We start from the raw sequence: 20,491 nt of genomic DNA, 5'->3' as shown, positions 1-20,491 counted from the left end.
ACGGGTCGCAGGTACGTACGAGCCTTACGTATGAGTCGTCGGTACGAGCGGTCCACGGCCGGAGTCGCGAGCCGCGTGTCACCTCATGGGCGCCGGGGCGGGAGCGCCCGGAGACGAGCCCGGTGGCGGTGCGATCGCTACGGGACGACGACGATCTTCGAGCCGATCGTCGCGAACCGCCACATGGCGTCGCCGTCCTCGCGCGTCATCCGCACGCCGCCCGTCTTCTTCTCCGGGTCGGGGCTCTTCATCGACCCGTTCATCGCGGCGCTGAAGCCGATCGACACGTCCTTCACCATCGCGAACCGCACCACGTGCTCGATCGGCACCCCGTCCGAGCCCGGGACCTGCCCGGAGCGCGAGGTCACCGCGTACGAACCGGGCCGCGGGCTCACCGTCGACGGCATGACCTCGAAGGTCCGCGTGACCTTGTTCTTCCCGCCGACGAGCCAGACACGGCGGGCGTCCAGGGCGTAGACGACCCGGGTGCCCCGGCCCGAGTTCTGCGGCAGCGCCAGCGGGTTCACGGGCTTCTGGCCGGGCGCCTTGGTCGAGGGCGCCGCACTGGGGGTGCCGGGTTTGGCCTGGGCGCCGGGGGCGCTCGCCTGCGCCTGATAGGCGAGGAAACAGACGCCGGCCAGAGCGGCCGCCGTGAGCCCGGCCACCAGTCCCGAGCTGCTCCGTGCCACCGTGCCCCACCTTTCGATGCCAATCGAACGTTGTGTGTCCGGGGGCGACGGTAGCAGCAGCGGCCCCCTCCGGCGGCGAGCCGTGGCTCCGGCGCGGGAGCCGTAGGCTGTTTGCGTGCTCTTGCTCGCCGTTGATACCGCCACCCCCGCCGTCACCGCCGCCCTCCACGACGGGACGTCCGTCGTCGCCGAGTCCAGTCGCGTCGACGCGCGTCGCCACGGCGAGCTGCTGCTCCCCGCCGTGGACCGGGTGCTCGCCGAGGCCGGGGTGAAGCTCGACGCCGTCACCGCCGTGGTGGCAGGCGTCGGCCCCGGCCCCTACACCGGGCTGCGGGTCGGCCTGGTCACGGCCTCCACCTTCGGCTCCGCGCTGGGCGTGCCCGTCTACGGGCTGTGCACGCTGGACGGGCTCGCGTACGCCTCCGGTCTCGACGGGCCCTTCGTGGTGGCGACGGACGCGCGCCGCAAGGAGGTCTACTGGGCGCGGTACGCGTCGGCGCGCGAGCGGGTCGGCGAGCCCGCCGTGGACCGGCCCGCCGATATCGCGGAGCGGGTCGCGGGACTGCCGGCCGTCGGCGCGGGGGCGGTGCTCTACCCGGAGACCTTCCCGGACGCCCGCGGCCCCGAGCACGTCTCGGCCGGCGCGCTGGCGTCGCTCGCCGCCGCGAAACTGGCGGCGGGGGAGGCGGAGGCGGGTGGTGCGGAGGCAGTCGGTCCGGTGGGCGGGTTCCTGCCGCCGCTGCCGCTGTATCTGCGCAGGCCGGACGCCCAGGTGCCGAAGAACTACAAGGTGGTCACGCCCCGGTGACCGGCGCCCAGCACCCCGTACGACCCGGTCACCGGGACCCCGGCTCCGTACCGGCTGAGGCACCGGTACCGCCGGAGGCCGCCGCGTCGCCGGACCCCGTACCGGCCGGTCCCGCGGGTTCCGCGCGTCCCGGTTCCCTACCGGCCGACCCCGTGCTGCGGGAGATGCGCTGGTGGGACATCGGGCCGGTGTACGAGCTGGAGGTCGAGCTCTTCCCGGAGGACGCCTGGTCGCTCGGGATGTTCTGGTCCGATCTGGCCCATGCCAGGGGACCGCGGGCCACCCGCCGCTATGTCGTCGCGGAGACGGCGGAAACGGTGGAGACAGCGGAGACGGCAGGGACCGCTGAGGCCACTGCGAACGGCGGGACCGGGAAGCCCGCCCGGACCGCGGGAGCGGGCGGGCGGTCGATCGTCGGATACGCGGGCCTCGCGGCGGCCGGCGGACTCGGTGACGTCCTGACCATCGCCGTCGCCCGTGAGCACTGGGGCACCGGCCTCGGCGCCCGGCTCCTCACCGATCTGCTGCGGCACGCCACCGCCTTCGAGTGCGAAGAGGTGCTCCTCGAAGTGCGGGTGGACAACACCAGGGCCCAGAAGCTGTACGAGCGCTTCGGCTTCGAGCCCATCGGATTCCGCCGCGGCTACTACCAGCCGGGCAACGTCGACGCGCTCGTCATGCGGCTCCATGTGCAAGGGAATGTTTACTGATGGCTGACGAACCGCTCGTACTCGGTATCGAGACCTCCTGCGACGAGACCGGCGTCGGCGTCGTCCGCGGTACGACGCTGCTCGCGGACGCCGTCGCCTCCAGCGTGGACGCGCATGCCCGCTTCGGCGGCGTGGTCCCCGAGATCGCCTCGCGCGCGCACCTGGAGGCGATGGTTCCGACGATCGAGCGCGCGCTGAAGGAGGCGGGCGTCCACGCGCGTGACCTCGACGGGATCGCGGTCACGGCCGGACCCGGCCTCGCGGGCGCGCTGCTGGTGGGGGTGTCGGCGGCCAAGGCGTACGCCTACGCGCTGGGCAAACCCCTCTACGGGGTGAACCATCTGGCCTCGCACATCTGTGTCGACCAGCTGGAGCACGGCAGGCTGCCCGAGCCCACGATGGCGCTGCTCGTCTCCGGCGGGCACTCCTCGCTGCTGCTCGCGCCCGACATCACCAGCGATGTACGGCCGCTGGGCGCGACCATCGACGACGCGGCGGGCGAGGCGTTCGACAAGATCGCGCGCGTGCTGGACCTGGGCTTCCCCGGCGGTCCGGTGATCGACCGGCTGGCGAGGGAGGGCGACCCGGCGGCGATCGCGTTCCCGCGCGGGCTCACCGGCTCGCGCGACCCCGCGTACGACTTCTCCTTCTCCGGGCTCAAGACCTCGGTCGCCCGCTGGATCGAGGCCAAGCGCGCGGCGGGGGAGGAGGTGCCGGTACGCGATGTGGCGGCGTCCTTCCAGGAGGCGGTCGTCGATGTGCTGACCCGCAAGGCGGTGCGCGCCTGTGTGGACGAGGGCGTCGACCATCTGATGATCGGCGGCGGTGTGGCGGCCAACTCCCGGCTGCGCGCCCTCGCCGAGGAGCGCTGCGAGCGCGCGGGCGTGCGGCTGCGGGTGCCCCGCCCGGGGCTCTGCACGGACAACGGCGCGATGGTGGCCGCGCTGGGCGCGGAGATGGTGGCGCGGGGTAGACCTGCCTCCGATCTGGAACTGTCGGCGGACTCCTCGCTGCCGGTGACGGACCCGCATGTGCCGGGCGCGCAGAGCCAGGGGCATGGTCACGCCCACGACCACGACCATGTCCACGAGATCAGCAAGGACAACCTCTACTCATGACGACCGTCGCGCTGATGTGGGAGGCCCGCGCGGTCCGGGGCCGGGGTGCGGAGCTGCTGGAGTGGGCCCGCGCCCAGGAGCTGTCCCATGACCCGGTGCGCCGGGAGTCCTTCCGCGCCGGCAGTGACCGGGTGCTCGTGATCACCTGGTGGGAGACGGCGGACCCGGGCGCGGTCCTTCCCGAACTGCCGGAGCCCGCGGCGGACCTGATCACCCGTCCGGTGCACCGGTGGCGTTTCGAGTCCCTGGGCACCGACTGACCGTCCAGCGACACGAGGAGCCGGACCGCCGGCGGGACGAGGGGCCGGAGGCTGCTCCTTCCCGGGCGGGAGGCGGGCCCCGAAGTGGCCGACGGCGCGAGTTCCGCGAAGAATTCCGGAGAGGGCGTCGATCCCGTCCTCTCCCGTTCGACAGAGGAACGAGAGAGGCGGGGGACGGCCCCACCGTCACGACAGAAGGGAACGAGGAACCGGTATGCCGCGCTTTCTGACGATGGTCCGTGTCGACGAGAACAACTCCGAGGGCGGCTTCACGCCGGAGATGGAACAGCGGATGGGCGCGCTCCTGGAGGAGATCACCAAGGCGGGGGTCATGCTCGACACGGGCGGTCTCACCCCGACCGCCCAGGGCACCCGCGTCACCTGGTCCGGCGGGAAGCTGTCGTACACCGACGGGCCCTTCACCGAGAGCAAGGAAGTGATCGGCGGCTACTCGATCACGCAGTGCAAGGACATGGCCGAGGCCGTCGAGTGGGCCAAGCGCTTCCTCCAGGTCCACGACGAGAGCTTCACCGTGACCTGTGAGGTCCGCCAGATCGCCGAGGACTAGAACGGCTGCCCGACCGGCCGGGGCGGGCAGCCGGGCACGGACCGCCGGGACGGAGTGCCCGGGGCGGGAGCGGAACCGGCGCGCGGTACGGGGACGGGGACGGGAGGCGGGCCCGCGTACCGGCGAGGCGCGGGCCCGGTCCCCGGCCACCTTGCTTGCCGCCGGTGTCCACGGCTGTTCTGATGGGTGGCCGTGACGACAGCGAGCGCGGTGGAAGCGGTATTCAGGATCGAGTCGGCGCGGATCATCGCAGGTGTCGCCCGGATGGTCCGGGACGTGGGCATCGCCGAGGAGATCGCTCAGGACGCCCTGGTCGCCGCGCTGGAGCAGTGGCCGGAGTCCGGCGTGCCGGACAGGCCGGGAGCCTGGCTCACGGCCGTCGCCAGGCGCCGCGCCGTCGATCTCGTACGCCGCAAGGAGAACTACGCCCGCAAGCTCGCCGAGGTCGGGCGGAGCCTGGAGGACGCCCGGCCCCCCGCCGAGCCGGCGGACCCCGAGGACATCGACGACGACCTGCTGCGGCTGATCTTCACCGCCTGCCATCCGGTGCTGTCCACCGACGCCCGGATCACGCTCACCCTGCGGCTCCTGGGCGGGCTGACGACCGAGGAGATCGCGCGCGCGTTCCTCACCGCGGAGCCGACGGTCGCCCAGCGCATCGTCCGCGCCAAGCGCTCCCTGGCCAGGGCGGGTGTCCCCTTCGAGGTGCCGTACGGCCCCGACCGCGCGGCCCGTCTCGACTCCGTGCTGGAAGTCATCTACCTGATCTTCAACGAGGGGTACGCGGCGACCGCCGGTGACGACTGGCTGCGCCCCGGCCTCTGCGAGGACGCGCTGCGGCTGAGCCGGGTGCTGGCGGGTCTGATGCCCGACGAGCCCGAGGTGCACGGCCTGGCCGCCCTGCTGGAGATCCAGGCGTCCCGCATCGCCGCCCGTACCGGACCGGACGGCGCCCCCGTCCTGCTCGCCGACCAGAACCGCACCCGCTGGAACCGTCTGCTGATCCGCCGCGGCTTCACCGCACTCGCCCGGGCCGCCGCACCGGGCGGGCGGCCGGGGCCGTACGCGCTCCAGGCGGCGATCGCCGCCTGCCACGCGCAGGCGGTCCGCTACGAGGACACCGACTGGCGGACCATCGCCACCCTCTACGGTCAGCTGGCGGCGCTCGCCCCCTCCCCGGTCGTCGAACTGAACCGCGCGGTCGCCGTCTCCATGGCTGACGGTCCGGAGGCGGGCCTCGCCCTGGTGGACGCCCTGGCCTCCGAGCCCGCGCTGAAGGAGTACCACCTGCTGCCGAGTGTGCGGGGTGATCTGCTGGCCCGGCTGGGCCGCGTCCCCGAGGCACGCGAGGAGTTCGAACGCGCCGCCGCGCTGACCCGGAACGAACGGGAGCGGGACCTTCTGCTGGCCCGCGCGGCCCTGCTGGACGGCTGAGCCCGGTGGCCGCGCGGAGGGGTGCCGGCCCGCACCCGGCCGGCACCCCCGGGCCCGGAACGGCAAGCACCTTGTGGATCAGGCGAGTTGGGCCGGGCGTACGCGGCCCGGCCGATAGTCTCGCGCGCATGCCGGACCTCCCCCCACCTCCGCCCTCCGAGCCGATACACCCCCGTTGCCCGCGCTCGGGGAAAGCGCCCCGGCGCCCGGACCGCGAGACCCTGCTCGCCGACCGGAGGCGGGCCCTGGAGGAGCTGACCCGGCGGTCCGTCGGCCCGGCGCGGCTGCTGCTCCTGGTGCTGGTGGTGGCCGGGTGCGAACTCGGCTGGGCCCTGCTGAGCACCGCGCTGATCTCGCTGGACGACACCGTGGACGGGTTCACGCTGATCTTCGCCGTCGTCACCTGCCTCCTGGCGCTGCTGGCCCTCGCGCCGTCGATGGCCGCCCTGGTCGTCGGCGTCCGCCGCGACCGGGCCGTACGCGTGCTGCTCCGTCAGTGGGCGGCCGTGGCCGTCGACCCGGCGGGGGACACCCGCCATCAGAGGCCCGGGACGATCCTGTGCTGGCTCCTCGTGTCCCTGGCGTTCACCGCGGGCGGTCTGTGGCTCACCGCCCACGCCCCCGCGAGCGCCGACCCCGCGCGGGAGACGGGCCGCACGACGTACAGCCTGCTCGCGTACGCCGTGGGCACGGGTCTCATCCTGTGCGCGGCGGGTGTTCTGGGCCTGGTCAAGGCGATCGTCCACCACCGCTGGGCGGCCGGGCTGCTCGTGGTCGTCCCCGCCCGTGAACGCGGCGGAGCCCATCGCTGACAGCCGGGCGACGGCACCTCGCACTTCTCACCACGTGCGCGCCGGAAGGCCCCCACGTGCGCGCCGTCGGTCCCTCACGGGCCCCTCGGTCAACCTGTCCGTGGGCGGTCCCGCACGTGCCTGAGGGCCCCTCTACGGGTCTTCAGGCGCATGCGGAGCGCTCGCCGAGGGACCCCTCACGCGCCCGTCGGCAGGCCTTTCACCCGTCTGCCGGCACGGGCCGGCCGATCAGCATCGACGGGGCCCCCGCCACCCTGGTCAGAAAGACCGTCGCCGCGTTCGGTCCCTGCGGTTTCACCCTGCGGCGCAGTTCCTCCGGCTCCACCGCCGAACCGCGCTTCTTCACCGTCAGCGACCCGATCCCGCGCTCGCGCAGCAGCGCCTTGAGCCGCTTCAGACCGAAGGGCAGCCGATCGGTGATCTCGTACGCGGTGGCGTACGGCACCGGCCGCAGCACATCGGAGGTGATGTACGCGATCGTCTCGTCGATCAGCCCGCCCTCCAGCTCCTCGGCGGCCTCGGCGACCAGATGCGCGCGGATCACCGCGCCGTCCGGCTCGTGGAGGTAGCGCCCGACGGGACGGACCGGAGGGTTCGGCAGGCCCCGGCCGGTCAGGGTGTACGGGCCGGGGAGCAGGGTCGCGGCGACGGTCCCGGGGCCCGTACCGGACCACAGCACGGCCTCCTTCACCTCGCCTCCGTACGAGATCCACTCCGCCGCGAAGTCGTCGGGGACCAGCTCGTGGGGGATGCCCGGGGCGATCTTGAGTGCCGCGTGGGGGCGGGTCCGGGCGGCGGCGATCGCCCAGGAGAGCGGCGGGGAGTACGCCTCCGGGTCGAACACCCGCCCCCTGCCGCCACGGCGGGCCGGGTCGGCGAAGACGGCGTCGTACGCGGACGTGTCCGTCTCCGTCACATCCGCGCACCGGACCTCGATCAGATCCGCCAGCCCGAGGGCTTCGGCGTTGGCGCGGACGGCGGAGGCGGTCAGCGGGTCGCGGTCGACCGCCAGCACCCGGATGCCCGCGCGGGCCAGAGCGATCGCGTCGCCGCCGATACCGCTGCACAGATCCGCCACCGAGCGCACCCCGAGCGCGCTGAAGCGGGCGGCACGGTACTCGGCGACCGGCCTGCGGGTCGCCTGCTCCACACCGTTCGGTGTGAAGTACATGCGGTACGCGTCCTCCGCGCCGAACTTCGCCACCGCCCGCTGCCGCAGCCGGGCCTGGCCGAGCGCGGCCGAGACCAGGTCGGCGGGGTGGTCGCGGCGCAGCCGGGTGGCGAGTGCCAGCTCCTGCGAGGGGTCGTGGTCGCGGAGCCGGGCGAGCAGGGTCTGGCCCTCGTCGGTGAGGAGCGCGGAGAGGTCGTTCACCCGGTCCATTGTGGGCCAGGAGCGGTGTCCGCTGTCGGCCAGGAGAGTTTCGGTCCGCGGGCGGCGGCGGTGTCGTCCGGGTCCTGCGGACCGGTGCTGACAGGATCCGGCGCCATGCAGCTAGTCAGACAAAACGGAAACAGCGCGGCAAAGGATGACAACAGCCGTGTGGTGACGGGTGGGAGGGGCACTCCGGGGTCGGCCCGCGGCCGGTCGCGGCGCCGCGCGATCGCGGCCGCCCTGCTCGCCGGATTCCTCGGCTCGGCCTGTGCCGCCCAGGACCCGGACGGTCACGCCGGCGCGACCCCGCAGCCCGGGCAGAACGCCGAGGCCGAACAGGTCGAGAAGGCGGACAAGGCGGCACGGCAGGCCGGGCCCGCCGGATCGCTGGCCGCGTATGTGGACCGGGTCAAGCGCGCCCAGGCCGCGCGCGCCGCGGCGGCGAAGAAGTGGGGGCTCGCCAAGACCCCGCTGCCCGCGCCCCAGCCGCCCACCGTCAAGCCGAAGATCACCACCCGCAAGGGCTTCGAGGTGGAGGATGGCGAGTCCTTGCCACCAGTCTTCACGGCGGTCCCGGTGAAGGAGAAGATCGTCTTCCTCACGATCGACGACGGCGCGGAGAAGGACCCCGAGCTGCTCCGCATGATGACCGACCTCAAGATCCCGTACAGCGCCTTCCTCAGCGACTATGTGATCAGTGACAACTACGGCTATTTCCGCAAGATGCGCGACCGTGGCGTCTCTCTGCACAACCACACCCTCAACCACCGCTATCTGCCCGGTCTCTCGTACGACGCGCAGCGCAAGGAGATCTGCGGTCAGCAGGACAATCTCGAGAAGCTGTACGGGAAGCGTCCCCCGCTCTTCCGCCCGCCGTACGGCAACTACAACGTGGACACCCTGCGCGCCGCCCAGTCCTGCGGCGTCAACGCGGTGCCGCTGTGGGCCGCCGAGGCGTTCCCCGACCACATGGAGTGGCGGGAGTGGGACCAGGACCTCCACCCGGGCGACATCATCCTCACGCACTTCCGGGGACGGGACGACTGGAAGGGCTCCATGCCCGACATGATCCGCCAGGTCATGAAGACCGTGACGGACAAGGGGTACGCCGTGGCCAGGCTGGAGGACTACGTATGAGCCGCCGCCCGGCGACCCCCGCCTGTGGGCTCTCCGCCTGCGGGCCCCCCACCTGTGGGCCCTCCGCGCTCTCATGCGCGTGACGAATCCGCGGCCCACGTCCCTCCCGGGCCGGAGAAGCGGGTCCGGGCGGCCTGCCGGGGAGGGGCGGGCATGACACGGGTCCGCGGGCTGGTCACGGGATGGGCCGGTCCGCTCGCCGTGGTGGCCGGGGTGATGTTCGGGACCACCGGGTGCGTGCCGCCGTCCATGGACCCGGCCGTCTCCGTCGATCCCATCGAACGGCTCGGGCGCAAGGCGGTTCGCCCGCAGGGCGACATGCCGGGTACCCGGGCCGGTGGTGTGCGCCCCGGGCCCGGGGCGGAGCCCCTTGGGCCCCGGAGCGGGCGGTCCGGCGGGTCGGGCGCGGTGGAGGCCCTGCCCGGGGCCGGCGCGCGGAAGATCCGGCCGGGAGCCGGAGTGACCCGGTCAGGAGCTCCCGGTCCTCCTGCGCACGCCCCCCTGCCGGCCCCGGTGCGGAAGGCCGCGCGCGAGACGCCCGCTGCGGCCTCCGTACGCCCCGTACGCCCTGGGCGATCCCGTGCCGCCGCGCGTCCGGGCCCGCACCCGTCCGCCCAGGGGATGCGCGCCCCGGCGCTCACCGAATCCACCACGCGGCTGCTGGACCGCATCCACCGTGTCCGCAGCTCTCCCGCGCGCCTCCGTCAGGCCACCCGCCCGGCGCGCCCGTACGGCCGTACTCCCTGAGGCGCCGGACCGGAAGCCGAAGGGCCCCGGCGCACGGACCTCCCAGGGCGCGTCGGCCTCCCGGGCCCGGCGCACGGCCTTTCGGGCCGGGTTCGGGCAGGAGGACCGCGGACACGCCCTCGTTGCACGGCGCCCGGCTCCCCCTGCCGTCCCCGGCCCGGCGACCTTCCGGACCCGGGCCCCAGACCCGGCCTCCCGGACCCGGCCCGGTGACTTCACGGAGCCGGAGCCGGTGCCGGGGACTCGGAGGCCAGAACCGGGACCCCTGGGGCAGACGGGCTCACCTCCTGAGACACCCGGCGCGCGTGTCGCCCGGGTCCGGCGCCGGTGTCACCCGGGCGGCGCTCATGTTCGCCGGGGCCGCCGTCACCGGCTCGTGGCAAGCGTCCGAGGCTGCCGGCGCCGTACCGCGTACGTACCGCGACCGTTCTCCGCCCGTGCCGCGGACCGGTGCCGGGGGCGTCTCCGGCGCGGCGCCCGGGGGGCGTGCGCGCCCGTGGATCGCTCCCGCCGTACCCCCGCCACGCCCGCCGTGTTGGCACTCCGCTTGACCGAGTGCTAATCGCAGTCATAGTCTCGGCTCTGGCACTCTCCACCGGAGAGTGCCAACACGGCGACGGGCAGGTCCGGCACCCGCGACGACGGATCCACCTGGTCGCCACCTCAGACAGTTAACCCCGTGAGATCTCCGAAGGGGGAGGTCGGATCGTGACGACCGCCAGCTCCAAGGTTGCCATCAAGCCGCTTGAGGACCGCATTGTGGTCCAGCCGCTCGACGCCGAGCAGACCACGGCCTCTGGCCTGGTCATCCCGGACACCGCGAAGGAGAAGCCCCAGGAGGGCGTCGTCCTCGCGGTCGGTCCGGGTCGCTTCGAGAACGGCGAGCGCCTGCCGCTCGACGTCAAGACCGGCGATGTCGTGCTCTACAGCAAGTACGGCGGCACCGAGGTGAAGTACAACGGCGAGGAGTACCTCGTCCTCTCGGCCCGCGACGTTCTCGCGATCGTCGAGAAGTAAGCCGGAACAGGTCGGGGTTCCCGGGTATCGCTCCCGCGAACCCCGCACCCGGCACGTACTCCGTTTGTCTTGATCTGCGCCCCTGGCCCCCGCTGACCTCATATCCGGGCGCTGGGGGCGCAGTTCGTATTCAGAAGAGGACAGGAACGCTCTCATGGCGAAGATCCTGAAGTTCGACGAGGACGCCCGTCGCGCCCTCGAGCGCGGCGTCAACAAGCTTGCCGACACGGTCAAGGTGACGATCGGTCCCCGTGGCCGCAATGTCGTCATCGACAAGAAGTTCGGCGCCCCCACCATCACCAACGACGGTGTCACGATCGCCCGCGAGGTCGAGGTCGAGGACCCGTACGAGAACCTCGGCGCCCAGCTGGTGAAGGAGGTGGCGACCAAGACCAACGACATCGCGGGTGACGGCACCACCACCGCCACCGTCCTGGCCCAGGCGCTGGTCCGCGAGGGTCTGCGCAATGTCGCCGCCGGCGCCTCCCCGGCCGCGCTCAAGAAGGGCATCGACGCCGCCGTCAAGGCCGTCTCCGACGAGCTGCTCGCCACCGCCCGTCCGATCGAGGACAAGGCCGACATCGCCGCCGTCGCCGCGCTCTCCGCTCAGGACCAGCAGGTCGGTGAGCTGATCGGCGAGGCCATGGACAAGGTCGGCAAGGACGGTGTCATCACCGTCGAGGAGTCCAACACCTTCGGTCTGGAGCTGGACTTCACCGAGGGCATGGCCTTCGACAAGGGCTACCTGTCCCCGTACATGGTGACCGACCAGGAGCGTATGGAGGCCGTCCTCGACGACCCGTACATCCTGATCAACCAGGGCAAGATCTCCTCCATCCAGGACCTGCTGCCCCTTCTGGAGAAGGTCATCCAGTCCGGTGGCTCCAAGCCGCTGCTGATCATCGCCGAGGACGTCGAGGGCGAGGCCCTGTCGACGCTGGTGGTCAACAAGATCCGCGGCACGTTCAACGCCGTGGCCGTCAAGGCCCCCGGCTTCGGCGACCGCCGCAAGGCGATGCTCCAGGACATGGCCACCCTCACCGGTGCCACCGTCATCGCCGAGGAGGTCGGCCTCAAGCTCGACCAGGCCGGTCTGGACGTGCTGGGCACCGCCCGCCGCGTCACCATCACCAAGGACGACACGGTCATCGTCGACGGCGGCGGCAGCGCCGATGACGTCAAGGGCCGGATCAACCAGATCAAGGCCGAGATCGAGTCCACCGACTCCGACTGGGACCGCGAGAAGCTCCAGGAGCGCCTCGCGAAGCTGGCCGGCGGCGTGTGCGTCATCAAGGTCGGCGCCGCCACCGAGGTGGAGCTGAAGGAGAAGAAGCACCGTCTGGAGGACGCCATCTCCGCGACCCGCGCCGCGGTCGAGGAGGGCATCGTCTCCGGTGGTGGCTCCGCGCTCGTCCACGCCGTCAAGGTGCTGGAGGGCAACCTGGGCAAGGAGGGCGACGAGGCCACCGGTGTCGCCGTCGTCCGCCGCGCCGCCGTCGAGCCGCTGCGCTGGATCGCCGAGAACGCCGGCCTTGAGGGCTACGTCATCACCTCCAAGGTCGCCGAGCTCGACAAGGGCCAGGGCTTCAACGCCGCGACCGGCGAGTACGGCGACCTGGTGAAGGCCGGTGTCATCGACCCGGTCAAGGTCACCCGCTCCGCCCTGGAGAACGCCGCCTCCATCGCGTCCCTGCTGCTCACGACCGAGACCCTGGTCGTCGAGAAGCCGGCCGAGGAAGAGGCCGACGCGGGCCACGGCGGTCACGGTCACTCCCACTGACCCGGTCGCACGCCCCGGCCGAGCCCGGTGCCCCCGTCGCGGGGGCACCGGGCTCGGTCCGTTTCCGGCCGGTCCGTTTCCGGTGGCTCCGGCCGGGGCCGGGCGGGTGGTTCGCCGACCCGTGGCCCGGCGGTCCGGGAGGTCCGGGAGGTCCGGGCGGCCCGGTGGCGCTCCGGCCCCGCGCCCGCGGTCTACGCGGAGCGCTCCAGCGTCTCCGCCGACACCGGCTCGGCGAACGGCAGCCCCTTCCCGTAGCGCTCCAGCTCATCGAGGGCCAGATCCGCCATCCGGTGCAGCTCATTGCCGAGCGATCCCGCGACATGCGGGGTCAGCAGGACGTTCGGCAGGGTGTACAGGGGTGAGTCACCGTCCGGAACCTCCGGCTCCGTCACATCGAGTACGGCGTACAGGCGGCCCGAGACCAGCTCCGCCAGCAACGCGTCCCCGTCGACCAGCGAACCGCGTGAGGTGTTGATCAGCGTGGCGCCGTCGGGCATGAGCGCCAGCCGCCGGGCGTCGATCATCCGGCGAGTTGTCGCCAGTTCCGGGGCATGGACGGAGACGATGTCGCTGCGCCGGCAGAGCCCGTCCAGGTCGGTGCGTACGACCCCCAGCGCGGACACGTCCGCGTCGGTCGCGTACGGGTCGTACAGCAGGACCCGCACATCGAACGGGCGCAGCAGCTCGATCACCCGACGTCCGATCCGGGACGCGCCGACGATCCCCACGGTACGGCGGTAGTTGCCCGCGTCCGCGAGCTCCCGCCGCCAGTCGTGGGAGGAGCGCAGGCCCTCGTAGAGCCGTGCCGAGCGCAGGACCCGCTTGCCCGAGAGGAGGATCGCGGCGAGCGTGTACTCGGCGACGGGCAGTGCGTTCGCCGACGCGGCGGAGCACACCGCGAGCCCGCGCTCCCAGCAGGCGGCGGTGATGTGGTGCTTCACGGAACCGGCCGCGTGGACGACCGCGCGCAGCCGGGGAGCGGCTTCGAGCGCGGCGGCGTTCAGCTCGGGCGCTCCCCAGCAGGTCAGCAGTACTTCGGCCGTGGCGAGCGCGGTCCTCGTCCGGGGGTCGGGGCCGGTCAGTTGATGGGCGATCAGCCGGGGATCGGTGCGGGCGAGCGCGGTGAGCCGGGCGAGATGGCGGTCGGTGAACAGCCGCTCGGCGAGGCCGGGCTCCATGGCGAGCAGGACCTCGGGGCGACGACCGGACCTGGCGGGGAGCCCCGCAGGGTCCCGGCTACGGCCTCCGTCCGAGCCCGTCCCTCCGTCCGGGCTCTTCTCTCCATCCCCGCCCGTGTCCCCGTACTCCTTCATGACCCGGCCTCCGTCCCCGTCGCCGTCCTGCCTCCGCGGGCGTCACTGTCAGTGGCGTGGTGCATGGTGGATTCAGCACTCCTCGTACAGGGATGGTGCACAGTCCGTGACCATTGACGTCTTGTCGGAGGTATCCATGAAGCCGTGTCGCACCGGGCGGCCGGGCCCGCTCGCTCCGCCCGCACCCGGCCCCGGCCGCTGCCTGCCCCGCTGCTTTGGCCCGGCCCCGAGCCTGAGCCCCGCCCTCGCCCTGACGTCGGTTCTTGTTCTCGCGGTCGTCCTCGGCCCGGTTCCCGGCGCCATCCCCATCCCGGCCTCCGTCCTCGTTCTCGTCCTCGCTCTCACCGAGTTCCTGGTTATCGCCCTGGTTGTGACCGGAGCCGCCACCGTGGGGACGGCCAGGGCGACAGGGCCTGCGCCGGGAGCGCCGGCCGGGGAGCCGGGGGTACCGATCGGGGAGACGGCCGGGGCGGCCGGGGCGCGAGCGGCCGTGCGCTTACCGCGGGCCGTACTTCCTGCCCGTCTTGGACGTGATCCCGCCCAGCAGTCCGCGCGGCGCGAGCTTCACCGCTCCCATCAGCGCCTTGTACCGGGGGTCGGGAATGGAGACCGTCTTTCCGCGCGCCAGATCCGCGAGCGCGGCCTCCACCAGCTTGTCCGCGTCCAGCCACATCCATCCGGGGATGTTGTCCGTCCCCATCCCGGCCCGCTGGTGGAACTCGGTGCGGACGAAGCCCGGGCACAGGGCCATCAGCCGTACCCCCGACCCCGCCATGTCCCGCGCGACGCCCTGGGTGAACTGCACGACCCACGACTTGGACGCGCCATAGGTCCCCCGGGGCACAAAAGCCGCCACGGACGCCACATTGACCACCCCGCCCCGGCCGCGCTCGCGCATCGGCCCGGCCGCGGCGGCGGTGAGCCGCAGCACGGCCTCGCAGTGGACCTTCAGCATCGTCAGCTCATCGGCCATGGACACTTCGAGAAAGCGCCCCTTGTTGCCGAAGCCCGCGTTGTTGACCAGCAGATCCACGGGGTGGCGGCGATCGTCGAGCCGCCGCTCGACCGCCGCGATCCCGGCGTCCCGCGAGAGGTCCGCCGTCAGCACCTCGGCCTCGATCCCGTGGCGGTCGTGCAGTTCGGTCGCCTGCTCCTGCAGCCGCTTGGTGTCGCGGGCCACCAGGACCAGATTGCGTCCATCGGCAGCGAGCCGCCGCGCGAACGCGGCACCGATCCCCGCGGTCGCTCCCGTAATCAGTGCAGTCGTCATAGGCGGCACGTTAGTGCCCCGCGTGGGGGTCCGGCGTACGGACCTTCGCCGCCCGCTGCCCCTTCTCCACGACCACGAACTGCCCCATCATCCCCTGGTCTTCGTGGTACAGCAGATGGCAGTGGTACATGTAAGGGGTCTTCGGGTCCGCCGACCCGTCGAAGCGCACCGCGAGTTTCACCGCTTTGTTCGGCGGGACGAAGACCGTGTCCTTGGCGCCGCGCAGCCTCGGCGGCGGCTCCTCGCCGTCCACCTCCAGCACCCGGAACTGCACATCGTGCACATGGAAGTTGTGCGGGGTGTCGTGTTCGTTCCGCACGGTCCAGATCTCCGTCGTGCCCCGGACGACGGTCAGGTCGATCCGGTCCATCCGCACCTTCTTGCCGTTGATCCCGCTGGTCAGCAGCCCGAAGTGGCGCTCGCGCACCGAGTCCGCGCCGTCCGGGACCTCCAGCCCGCCCAGCTCGGCCGGCACCTCGGGGGAGGGGCGCAGGGTGTCGGCCGCGCGCAGTTCCAGGACGTCGAAGCTGTCGTCGCCGCCCGCGAGCCGCCGCTGCCAGCCGCCGCCGTAGACGTCGTGCGGGAAGCTGCGCAGCACGGTCCGCTCACCCGGCTTCATCCGCACGACGATCTCCGCGCGCTCGCCGGGAGACAGCAGGACCCGGTCCATCCGGGCGGGCCGCTCCAGCAGTCCGCCGTCGGTCCCGATCAGGGCGAAGCCGCGGTCGTCGGAGAACCCGAAGTCGTAGATCCGGGCGGTGGAGGCGTTGAGCAGGCGCAGCCGTACGAGTTCGTCGCCCACGACCTTGTACGGGTCGAGGGTGCCGTTGACCATGGTGCGTTCGCCGAGGAAGCCGGTGTCGCGCAGCAAACCGTGTTCGACGTCGAACCGGGCGCCGTCGAACGTCACGTCCTGGACGATGACCGGCAGATCGTCGACGCCGTAGGTCTTCGGCAGGGCCAGCCTCCGCGAGCGGTCGTCGTCGAGGAGGAACATCCCGGCCAGGCCGCGCTGGACGTGCTTCTCGGTTCGGCCGTGCGGATGCGGGTGGTACCAGAGCGAGGCGGCGGGCTGGTCCACGGTCCACCGGGGGGTCCAGGTGGCACCGTGCGCGACCATCTGGTGCGGGCCGCCGTCCGCCTTCGCAGGCAGGTGCATGCCATGCCAGTGGACGGTGGACTCCTCGCCCAGCGTGTTCCTGATCCGCACCGCGACCTTCTCACCGCGCCCGGCCCGCAGTGTGGGTCCCAGATGGTCGCCGTTGAAGCCCCAGGTCGGCGTCTTCTCACCGGGCCGGAACTCCTTCTGACCCGCCCTCATGGTCAGGTCGAAGACCCGGGTCCCATCGGCACGCACCGTCGATGCGGCGAGCGGCGGCACGGCCAGCTCACGGCTGAACTCGGCCCCGGCTGTGGAGACGTCCGCCGTCGCGTAGACCCAGAGCAGGCCGCCGCCGAGCGCGGCGGCCGACACGGCCAGGGCCGAGGTGACGATGAGGAGGACACGCTTGGTTCGAGATATTCGAGGTATCCGTGGCATGCGACGAGCGTCCCGAGCGGGGCCCGGTGGCGGCATCGGGGCCGGCCCCCAACCGCCCCCGAAACGGCGCGAACGTCCCCTGGGGGAGTTCCCTTACCGCGGGAGTTGACGGTCCCCGTACTTCTCCTGGTATTCACGCGCCTTGCGAACGAGTCCGGGATCGAGCGCGTCGGCCGCAGCGAGCACGGACGGCAGCAGGGTCCGCTCGGTGGTTTCGGCGCGGAACGCCAGGGAGACCGTCACCTCGTGGTCCGGACGGTGCACGATCTCGATCGGGTCACCCGGGCGGATCTCCCCCGGTTCGACGACCCGCAGATAGGCGCCGGGCTCGGCCTGCCGCGTGAAGCGCTTGACCCAGCCCTTCTCGCCCAGCCAGCCCGCGAACGTGCGGCACGGAACACGGCCGCTCGCCACCTCCAGCACCACCTGCTCGCCGATGCGCCAGCGCTCGCCGATCAGCGCGCCGCTGACGTCGAGCCCGGTCGTGGTGAGGTTCTCACCGAAGGTGCCGTTGGGGATCGGGCGGCCCAGCTCCCGCTCCCAGAAGTCCAGATCCTCCCGTGCGAACGCGTACACCGCCTGATGGGTGCCGCCGTGATGGCGCCGATCGCAGACCGTGTCCCCGGCGACACCGCTGCCGCCCTCGCCCTTCGGACCGGGTTCCATCACCCGAACGGGTCCGTCCGTCGGCCGCTTGTCGATGCCGGTGAGCCCATCGGGCGTATCCGTGTACCCCACGGCCTTGGGTCGGCCCACATTCACGGTCAGAAGCTTCATGGCCCCACGCTAACGTCGGTGGCTCAAACCATCCAGTCAGTAATTACCGCCTCCCCCAAGCATCTCTTATAGTCGAAGGATGATCGAGGCCCGTCATCTCCGAGTCCTGCGCGCGGTGGCCACCACTGGCTCGTTCTCCGCCGCGGCCCGCGCCCTCGGGTGCACGCAGCCCGCGGTCAGCCAGCAGATGAAGGCCCTGGAGGTGTCGGCGGGCACCCCGCTGCTCGTCCGCACGGGCCGTGAGATGCGGCTGACCCAGGCCGGAGAGGCCCTCGTGCGCCACGCCTCCGGCATCCTCGCCGGGCTCACCGCGGCCGAGGAGGAGATCGCGGCCATCGCCGGACTGCGTGCCGGCCGGGTCCGTCTCGTCTCCTTCCCCAGCGGCAGTTCCACCCTGGTCCCCACCGCTCTGGCCGCACTGCGCGCCGCCCACCCCGGCACCCGGGTCTCCCTCGTCGAATCGGAGCCGCCGCGCTCGGTGGAGATGCTGCGCGACGGCGACTGCGATGTGGCGCTCGCCTTCCGCTACGCCGGTGCCGAACGCGACGCGGAATGGGACGACCTGATCGTCCGCCCCCTGCTCACCGACCGTCTCGTCGGGCTCGTCCCCGAGCACCACCCCCTCGCCGAGTCCGGCTCGGTCACCATCGGCGACCTCGCCGACGAGCCCTGGATCGCGGGCTGCCCGCGTTGCCGCCGCCAACTCGTGGAGGTCTGCGAAGCGGCCGGGTTCACCCCCCGTATCGACTTCGCCACCGACGACTACCCGGCGGTGATCGGACTGGTGGCGGCGGGCCTCGGCGTCGCGGTGCTCCCCGAACTGGCCCTGGAGTCGGTACGCCCCAAGGCCACCCGCACGGTCGAGGTCGAGCCTCGGGTGACCCGTGAAATCGTCGCCCTCACTCTCCCCGACCTGGCCCAGGTCCCGGCCGTCGACGCCACCCTCACCCACCTCGCCCTCGCCGCCTCCCCCTGACCCGGCCCCCACCGCCCGGTGCCGCCGCCGCACCCCCGGGCGCGCGGTCGCAGCGCTCCCGGCCGGAGCGTGGGCTGTTTCCGTCGCGCGGGTGGTCGATGTACGGGGTCGGGGTGGGGGTCTGGTGTCTGCGCCGGGTCCGGGGGTCCTGCGGAGTCCCGCCTCTGCCGGGCATGTGACCAAGGCGCTTCCGTCGGGGCGCGGGCGGCTTCGGCGCGCCCGCCTCGGAGGCGCGGGGGGCGAGGGCGGAGCCCGGAAGGGCCCGCGTTCCTGGTTCGCCGAGGGCACACGGTCCGCCGCGGGGCACAGGTCCACCACGGGCATGGGTGTGCCGAACCCGCCCCGCCCCCGCCGGGTGCCCGTAGCCCGTACGGGCACGCCGACACCCCCGTACCCGTACGGGCTACGGGGAAGCAGGGAAGCAGGAGATGCAGGAGGAGGTGCGGAGCCCCGGCAAGGGCCCACGCGCCCGGGCGGCGCCCGGACCGCGTGGAGACATCGCCCCCGGCAGGGCCCCGTGGACCTCTGCCCTACAGAAACGTTTCTTCGGACTCGGGGCGCATCATCCCCGTCCGCCCGCCCCCGACGCGCTGGTCGCCGGAATCAGCCGGTGCCGCGCGCGCCCCATGAGTTCCTCGCGTTCGTCCTCCGTCAGTCCGCCCCACACGCCGTACGGCTCCCGCACCGCCAGCGCGTGCGCCGCGCATTCCGCGCGTACCGGGCACCTCATGCAAACCTCTTTCGCCGAGTTCTCGCGCGCACTCCTCGCGGCACCCCGCTCGCCCTCGGGATGGAAGAAGAGTGAACTGTCCACCCCACGGCAGGCCGCGAGGAGCTGCCAGTCCCACAAGTCGGCGTTGGGTCCGGGAAGGCGGGAGAAATCTGCCATAGCGCTTGCCCCTTGAAACCGTGCTGAGTGGATTCGGTCAGGTCGTGCGCGCGCCGGATACGAGCCGCACCCGGCACCCGCACCATGCCCCACGACCGTACATCTACTATCGAAGTAGATGTAAATATGATTCATTGCGAATCTAGCCCCAGACACTACTCAAAGTGAAGAAATGCGTCTAAATGGGGCATAGCGTCCGAGTGAAACTCCGCTGACCTGCGGTGCTCCGATCCGCCTCCGCCGGGCACCCGCTCTCCCCCTCCGGGAAATTCACCGCGACACGCCGTCGACTCCGCTCCGCACACGGCCCCTCGCGTGGAGTGTTGAAAGGAATCGGGGAACCCGTAACTCTTTCGAGTGACCGTCGTTGGTAGGTCGGAGGCGGTTGAAGGAACGAGTGCTCGGGCACATGTCCGAGTGCGTTCAACCGCACAGGTGACAAAACGTACCCAGCCTGGAGGCACAAGGTGACGCGCATCAGCTGCGGAGGGCGGCCATGACATCCGTCCTCGTCTGCGACGACTCCCCGCTTGCCCGAGAGGCGCTCCGCCGCGCGGTCGCGACCGTGCCCGGCGTCGAGCGCGTGACGACCGCGGCCAACGGCGAGGAAGTCCTCCGCCGCTGGGGCGCGGACCGCTCGGACCTGATTCTGATGGACGTACGCATGCCCGGCCTGGGCGGCGTCGAGACCGTCCGGCGGCTGCTGTCCGCCGATCCGGGAGCCCGGATCATCATGTTGACCGTCGCCGAGGACCTCGACGGCGTCGCACTCGCGGTCGCCGCGGGCGCCCGGGGCTATCTGCACAAGGACGCCTCGCGCGCCGAACTGCGCGCCACGGTCACCCAGGCCCTCGCCGACCCGACCTGGCGGCTCGCCCCGCGCCGGCTGCGCTCCGCCGAGATGGGCGCCGCGCCCACGCTCACCGCGCGGGAGATCCAGGTGCTCGAAGGAATGAGCCACGGCCGCTCCAACGCGGAGATCGGCCGGGAGCTCTTCCTCTCCGAGGACACGGTCAAGACCCACGCCCGCAGGCTGTTCAAGAAGCTGGGCGCCTCGGACCGGGCACACGCCGTCGCGCTCGGATTCCGCTGGGGTCTGGTCCGCTAGTGCGGTGACCGAGGGCCCGTCCCGTCGATCAGGCCGGGCCGGCGTGCGGTGCCAGGGGCACGCGGGCCCGCCCGGCGGCATCCGCGGGACCGGCTCCGGGACAGGGCATGGGCTCCCCCCGGGGCCGTACGAACCCCGCCCGCCGTACGGTGGGCGGGGGTAAGGG

At 72.4% G+C, this 20,491-nt stretch carries 19 protein-coding genes; 12 read left to right on the top strand and 7 right to left on the bottom strand.

Annotated features, from left to right (window positions below; all coding sequences use genetic code 11):
- Positions 1-137: 137 nt before the first annotated feature.
- Positions 138-689: a hypothetical protein gene (locus ACFYT4_RS07815; protein WP_389266371.1), complete on the bottom strand. Its 552-nt coding sequence runs from the start codon at positions 687-689 to the stop codon at positions 138-140.
- A gap of 115 nt (positions 690-804) precedes the next feature.
- On the opposite strand from ACFYT4_RS07815, the gene tsaB reads away from it, so the two are divergent.
- The 7 genes from tsaB to ACFYT4_RS07780 all read left to right on the top strand — a co-directional run bounded on the left by tsaB (position 805) and on the right by ACFYT4_RS07780 (position 6,399).
- On the top strand, positions 805-1,497 hold the full coding sequence (gene tsaB / locus ACFYT4_RS07810) for a tRNA (adenosine(37)-N6)-threonylcarbamoyltransferase complex dimerization subunit type 1 TsaB (protein ID WP_389266369.1): 693 nt from the start codon (positions 805-807) through the stop codon (positions 1,495-1,497).
- Between the two features lie 164 nt (positions 1,498-1,661).
- Positions 1,662-2,207 (top strand): ribosomal protein S18-alanine N-acetyltransferase, encoded by a 546-nt coding sequence (rimI, locus tag ACFYT4_RS07805; protein ID WP_389266774.1) that lies wholly within the window; start codon positions 1,662-1,664, stop codon positions 2,205-2,207.
- Positions 2,207-3,325 carry a tRNA (adenosine(37)-N6)-threonylcarbamoyltransferase complex transferase subunit TsaD gene (tsaD, locus tag ACFYT4_RS07800; protein ID WP_389266367.1) on the top strand — a complete coding sequence of 373 codons (1,119 nt, stop codon included), beginning with the start codon at positions 2,207-2,209 and terminating at the stop codon, positions 3,323-3,325. Before rimI ends, tsaD begins: the two co-directional genes overlap by 1 nt.
- Positions 3,322-3,585, top strand: coding sequence for a hypothetical protein (locus ACFYT4_RS07795; RefSeq protein ID WP_389266365.1), 264 nt, complete (start codon positions 3,322-3,324; stop codon positions 3,583-3,585). The genes tsaD and ACFYT4_RS07795 overlap by 4 nt, the downstream gene beginning before the upstream one ends.
- Positions 3,586-3,799: 214 nt before the next feature.
- A complete protein-coding gene (locus ACFYT4_RS07790; protein ID WP_389266363.1) occupies positions 3,800-4,153 on the top strand; it encodes a YciI family protein in 354 nt (117 codons plus the stop codon).
- Between the two features lie 192 nt (positions 4,154-4,345).
- A complete protein-coding gene (locus tag ACFYT4_RS07785) occupies positions 4,346-5,587 on the top strand; it encodes an RNA polymerase sigma factor (protein ID WP_389266361.1) in 1,242 nt (413 codons plus the stop codon).
- Between the two features lie 128 nt (positions 5,588-5,715).
- Entirely contained in the window at positions 5,716-6,399 is a 684-nt protein-coding gene (locus tag ACFYT4_RS07780) for a hypothetical protein (protein WP_389266359.1), read from the top strand.
- A 199-nt stretch (positions 6,400-6,598) separates the two neighbouring features.
- Here the strand turns inward: ACFYT4_RS07780 and ACFYT4_RS07775 are convergent, their stop codons facing one another.
- Positions 6,599-7,780 (bottom strand): SAM-dependent methyltransferase, encoded by a 1,182-nt coding sequence (locus ACFYT4_RS07775; RefSeq protein ID WP_389266357.1) that lies wholly within the window; start codon positions 7,778-7,780, stop codon positions 6,599-6,601.
- A 105-nt stretch (positions 7,781-7,885) separates the two neighbouring features.
- On the opposite strand from ACFYT4_RS07775, the gene ACFYT4_RS07770 reads away from it, so the two are divergent.
- From ACFYT4_RS07770 to groL, 3 genes are all read left to right on the top strand, one after another.
- Positions 7,886-8,908 (top strand): polysaccharide deacetylase family protein, encoded by a 1,023-nt coding sequence (locus ACFYT4_RS07770; RefSeq protein ID WP_389266355.1) that lies wholly within the window; start codon positions 7,886-7,888, stop codon positions 8,906-8,908.
- 1,455 nt (positions 8,909-10,363) lie between these two features.
- Positions 10,364-10,672, top strand: coding sequence for a co-chaperone GroES (gene groES / locus ACFYT4_RS07765; RefSeq protein WP_266486653.1), 309 nt, complete (start codon positions 10,364-10,366; stop codon positions 10,670-10,672).
- Between the two features lie 154 nt (positions 10,673-10,826).
- The gene (groL, locus tag ACFYT4_RS07760) at positions 10,827-12,452 is read left to right on the top strand and encodes a chaperonin GroEL (protein WP_389266353.1); all 1,626 of its coding nucleotides are present in this window, start codon (positions 10,827-10,829) and stop codon (positions 12,450-12,452) included.
- A 191-nt stretch (positions 12,453-12,643) separates the two neighbouring features.
- Here groL and ACFYT4_RS07755 read toward each other — a convergent pair whose 3' ends face one another.
- From ACFYT4_RS07755 to ACFYT4_RS07740, 4 genes are all read right to left on the bottom strand, one after another.
- Positions 12,644-13,630, bottom strand: coding sequence for a hydroxyacid dehydrogenase (locus ACFYT4_RS07755; RefSeq protein WP_389266772.1), 987 nt, complete (start codon positions 13,628-13,630; stop codon positions 12,644-12,646).
- A gap of 631 nt (positions 13,631-14,261) precedes the next feature.
- The gene (locus ACFYT4_RS07750) at positions 14,262-15,035 is read right to left on the bottom strand and encodes an SDR family NAD(P)-dependent oxidoreductase (RefSeq protein ID WP_389266351.1); all 774 of its coding nucleotides are present in this window, start codon (positions 15,033-15,035) and stop codon (positions 14,262-14,264) included.
- Between the two features lie 10 nt (positions 15,036-15,045).
- The gene (locus ACFYT4_RS07745) at positions 15,046-16,575 is read right to left on the bottom strand and encodes a multicopper oxidase family protein (protein WP_389266349.1); all 1,530 of its coding nucleotides are present in this window, start codon (positions 16,573-16,575) and stop codon (positions 15,046-15,048) included.
- A 93-nt stretch (positions 16,576-16,668) separates the two neighbouring features.
- Positions 16,669-17,352, bottom strand: coding sequence for an MOSC domain-containing protein (locus ACFYT4_RS07740; RefSeq protein ID WP_389266347.1), 684 nt, complete (start codon positions 17,350-17,352; stop codon positions 16,669-16,671).
- Between the two features lie 79 nt (positions 17,353-17,431).
- On the opposite strand from ACFYT4_RS07740, the gene ACFYT4_RS07735 reads away from it, so the two are divergent.
- Positions 17,432-18,328, top strand: coding sequence for a LysR family transcriptional regulator (locus ACFYT4_RS07735; RefSeq protein ID WP_389266345.1), 897 nt, complete (start codon positions 17,432-17,434; stop codon positions 18,326-18,328).
- A gap of 562 nt (positions 18,329-18,890) precedes the next feature.
- Here the strand turns inward: ACFYT4_RS07735 and ACFYT4_RS07730 are convergent.
- Positions 18,891-19,217, bottom strand: coding sequence for a WhiB family transcriptional regulator (locus tag ACFYT4_RS07730; RefSeq protein ID WP_389266343.1), 327 nt, complete (start codon positions 19,215-19,217; stop codon positions 18,891-18,893).
- 496 nt (positions 19,218-19,713) lie between these two features.
- Here ACFYT4_RS07730 and ACFYT4_RS07725 point away from each other — a divergent pair, with 496 nt between their 5' ends.
- Positions 19,714-20,325 (top strand): response regulator transcription factor, encoded by a 612-nt coding sequence (locus ACFYT4_RS07725; RefSeq protein ID WP_003948568.1) that lies wholly within the window; start codon positions 19,714-19,716, stop codon positions 20,323-20,325.
- Positions 20,326-20,491: the final 166 nt, after the last annotated feature.

Origin of the sequence: Streptomyces sp. NPDC004609, from assembly GCF_042873655.1 — a bacterium.
GTDB lineage: Bacteria > Actinomycetota > Actinomycetes > Streptomycetales > Streptomycetaceae > Streptomyces.
Note: the sequence above shows the minus strand (reverse complement) of the source record. Positions and strands in the feature narration are given on the sequence as shown.

Coding starts and splice junctions, on each gene's coding strand:
- ACFYT4_RS07775 (WP_389266357.1), bottom strand. CDS start 7,780: ATGGACCGGGTGAACGACCTCTCCGCGCTCCTCACCGACGAGGGCCAG.
- ACFYT4_RS07795 (WP_389266365.1), top strand. CDS start 3,322: ATGACGACCGTCGCGCTGATGTGGGAGGCCCGCGCGGTCCGGGGCCGG.
- ACFYT4_RS07750 (WP_389266351.1), bottom strand. CDS start 15,035: ATGACGACTGCACTGATTACGGGAGCGACCGCGGGGATCGGTGCCGCG.
- ACFYT4_RS07740 (WP_389266347.1), bottom strand. CDS start 17,352: ATGAAGCTTCTGACCGTGAATGTGGGCCGACCCAAGGCCGTGGGGTAC.
- ACFYT4_RS07770 (WP_389266355.1), top strand. CDS start 7,886: ATGCAGCTAGTCAGACAAAACGGAAACAGCGCGGCAAAGGATGACAAC.
- groL (WP_389266353.1), top strand. CDS start 10,827: ATGGCGAAGATCCTGAAGTTCGACGAGGACGCCCGTCGCGCCCTCGAG.
- ACFYT4_RS07730 (WP_389266343.1), bottom strand. CDS start 19,217: ATGGCAGATTTCTCCCGCCTTCCCGGACCCAACGCCGACTTGTGGGAC.
- ACFYT4_RS07725 (WP_003948568.1), top strand. CDS start 19,714: ATGACATCCGTCCTCGTCTGCGACGACTCCCCGCTTGCCCGAGAGGCG.
- rimI (WP_389266774.1), top strand. CDS start 1,662: ATGCGCTGGTGGGACATCGGGCCGGTGTACGAGCTGGAGGTCGAGCTC.
- ACFYT4_RS07745 (WP_389266349.1), bottom strand. CDS start 16,575: ATGCCACGGATACCTCGAATATCTCGAACCAAGCGTGTCCTCCTCATC.
- ACFYT4_RS07735 (WP_389266345.1), top strand. CDS start 17,432: ATGATCGAGGCCCGTCATCTCCGAGTCCTGCGCGCGGTGGCCACCACT.
- ACFYT4_RS07790 (WP_389266363.1), top strand. CDS start 3,800: ATGCCGCGCTTTCTGACGATGGTCCGTGTCGACGAGAACAACTCCGAG.
- ACFYT4_RS07780 (WP_389266359.1), top strand. CDS start 5,716: ATGCCGGACCTCCCCCCACCTCCGCCCTCCGAGCCGATACACCCCCGT.
- ACFYT4_RS07755 (WP_389266772.1), bottom strand. CDS start 13,630: ATGGAGCCCGGCCTCGCCGAGCGGCTGTTCACCGACCGCCATCTCGCC.
- tsaD (WP_389266367.1), top strand. CDS start 2,207: ATGGCTGACGAACCGCTCGTACTCGGTATCGAGACCTCCTGCGACGAG.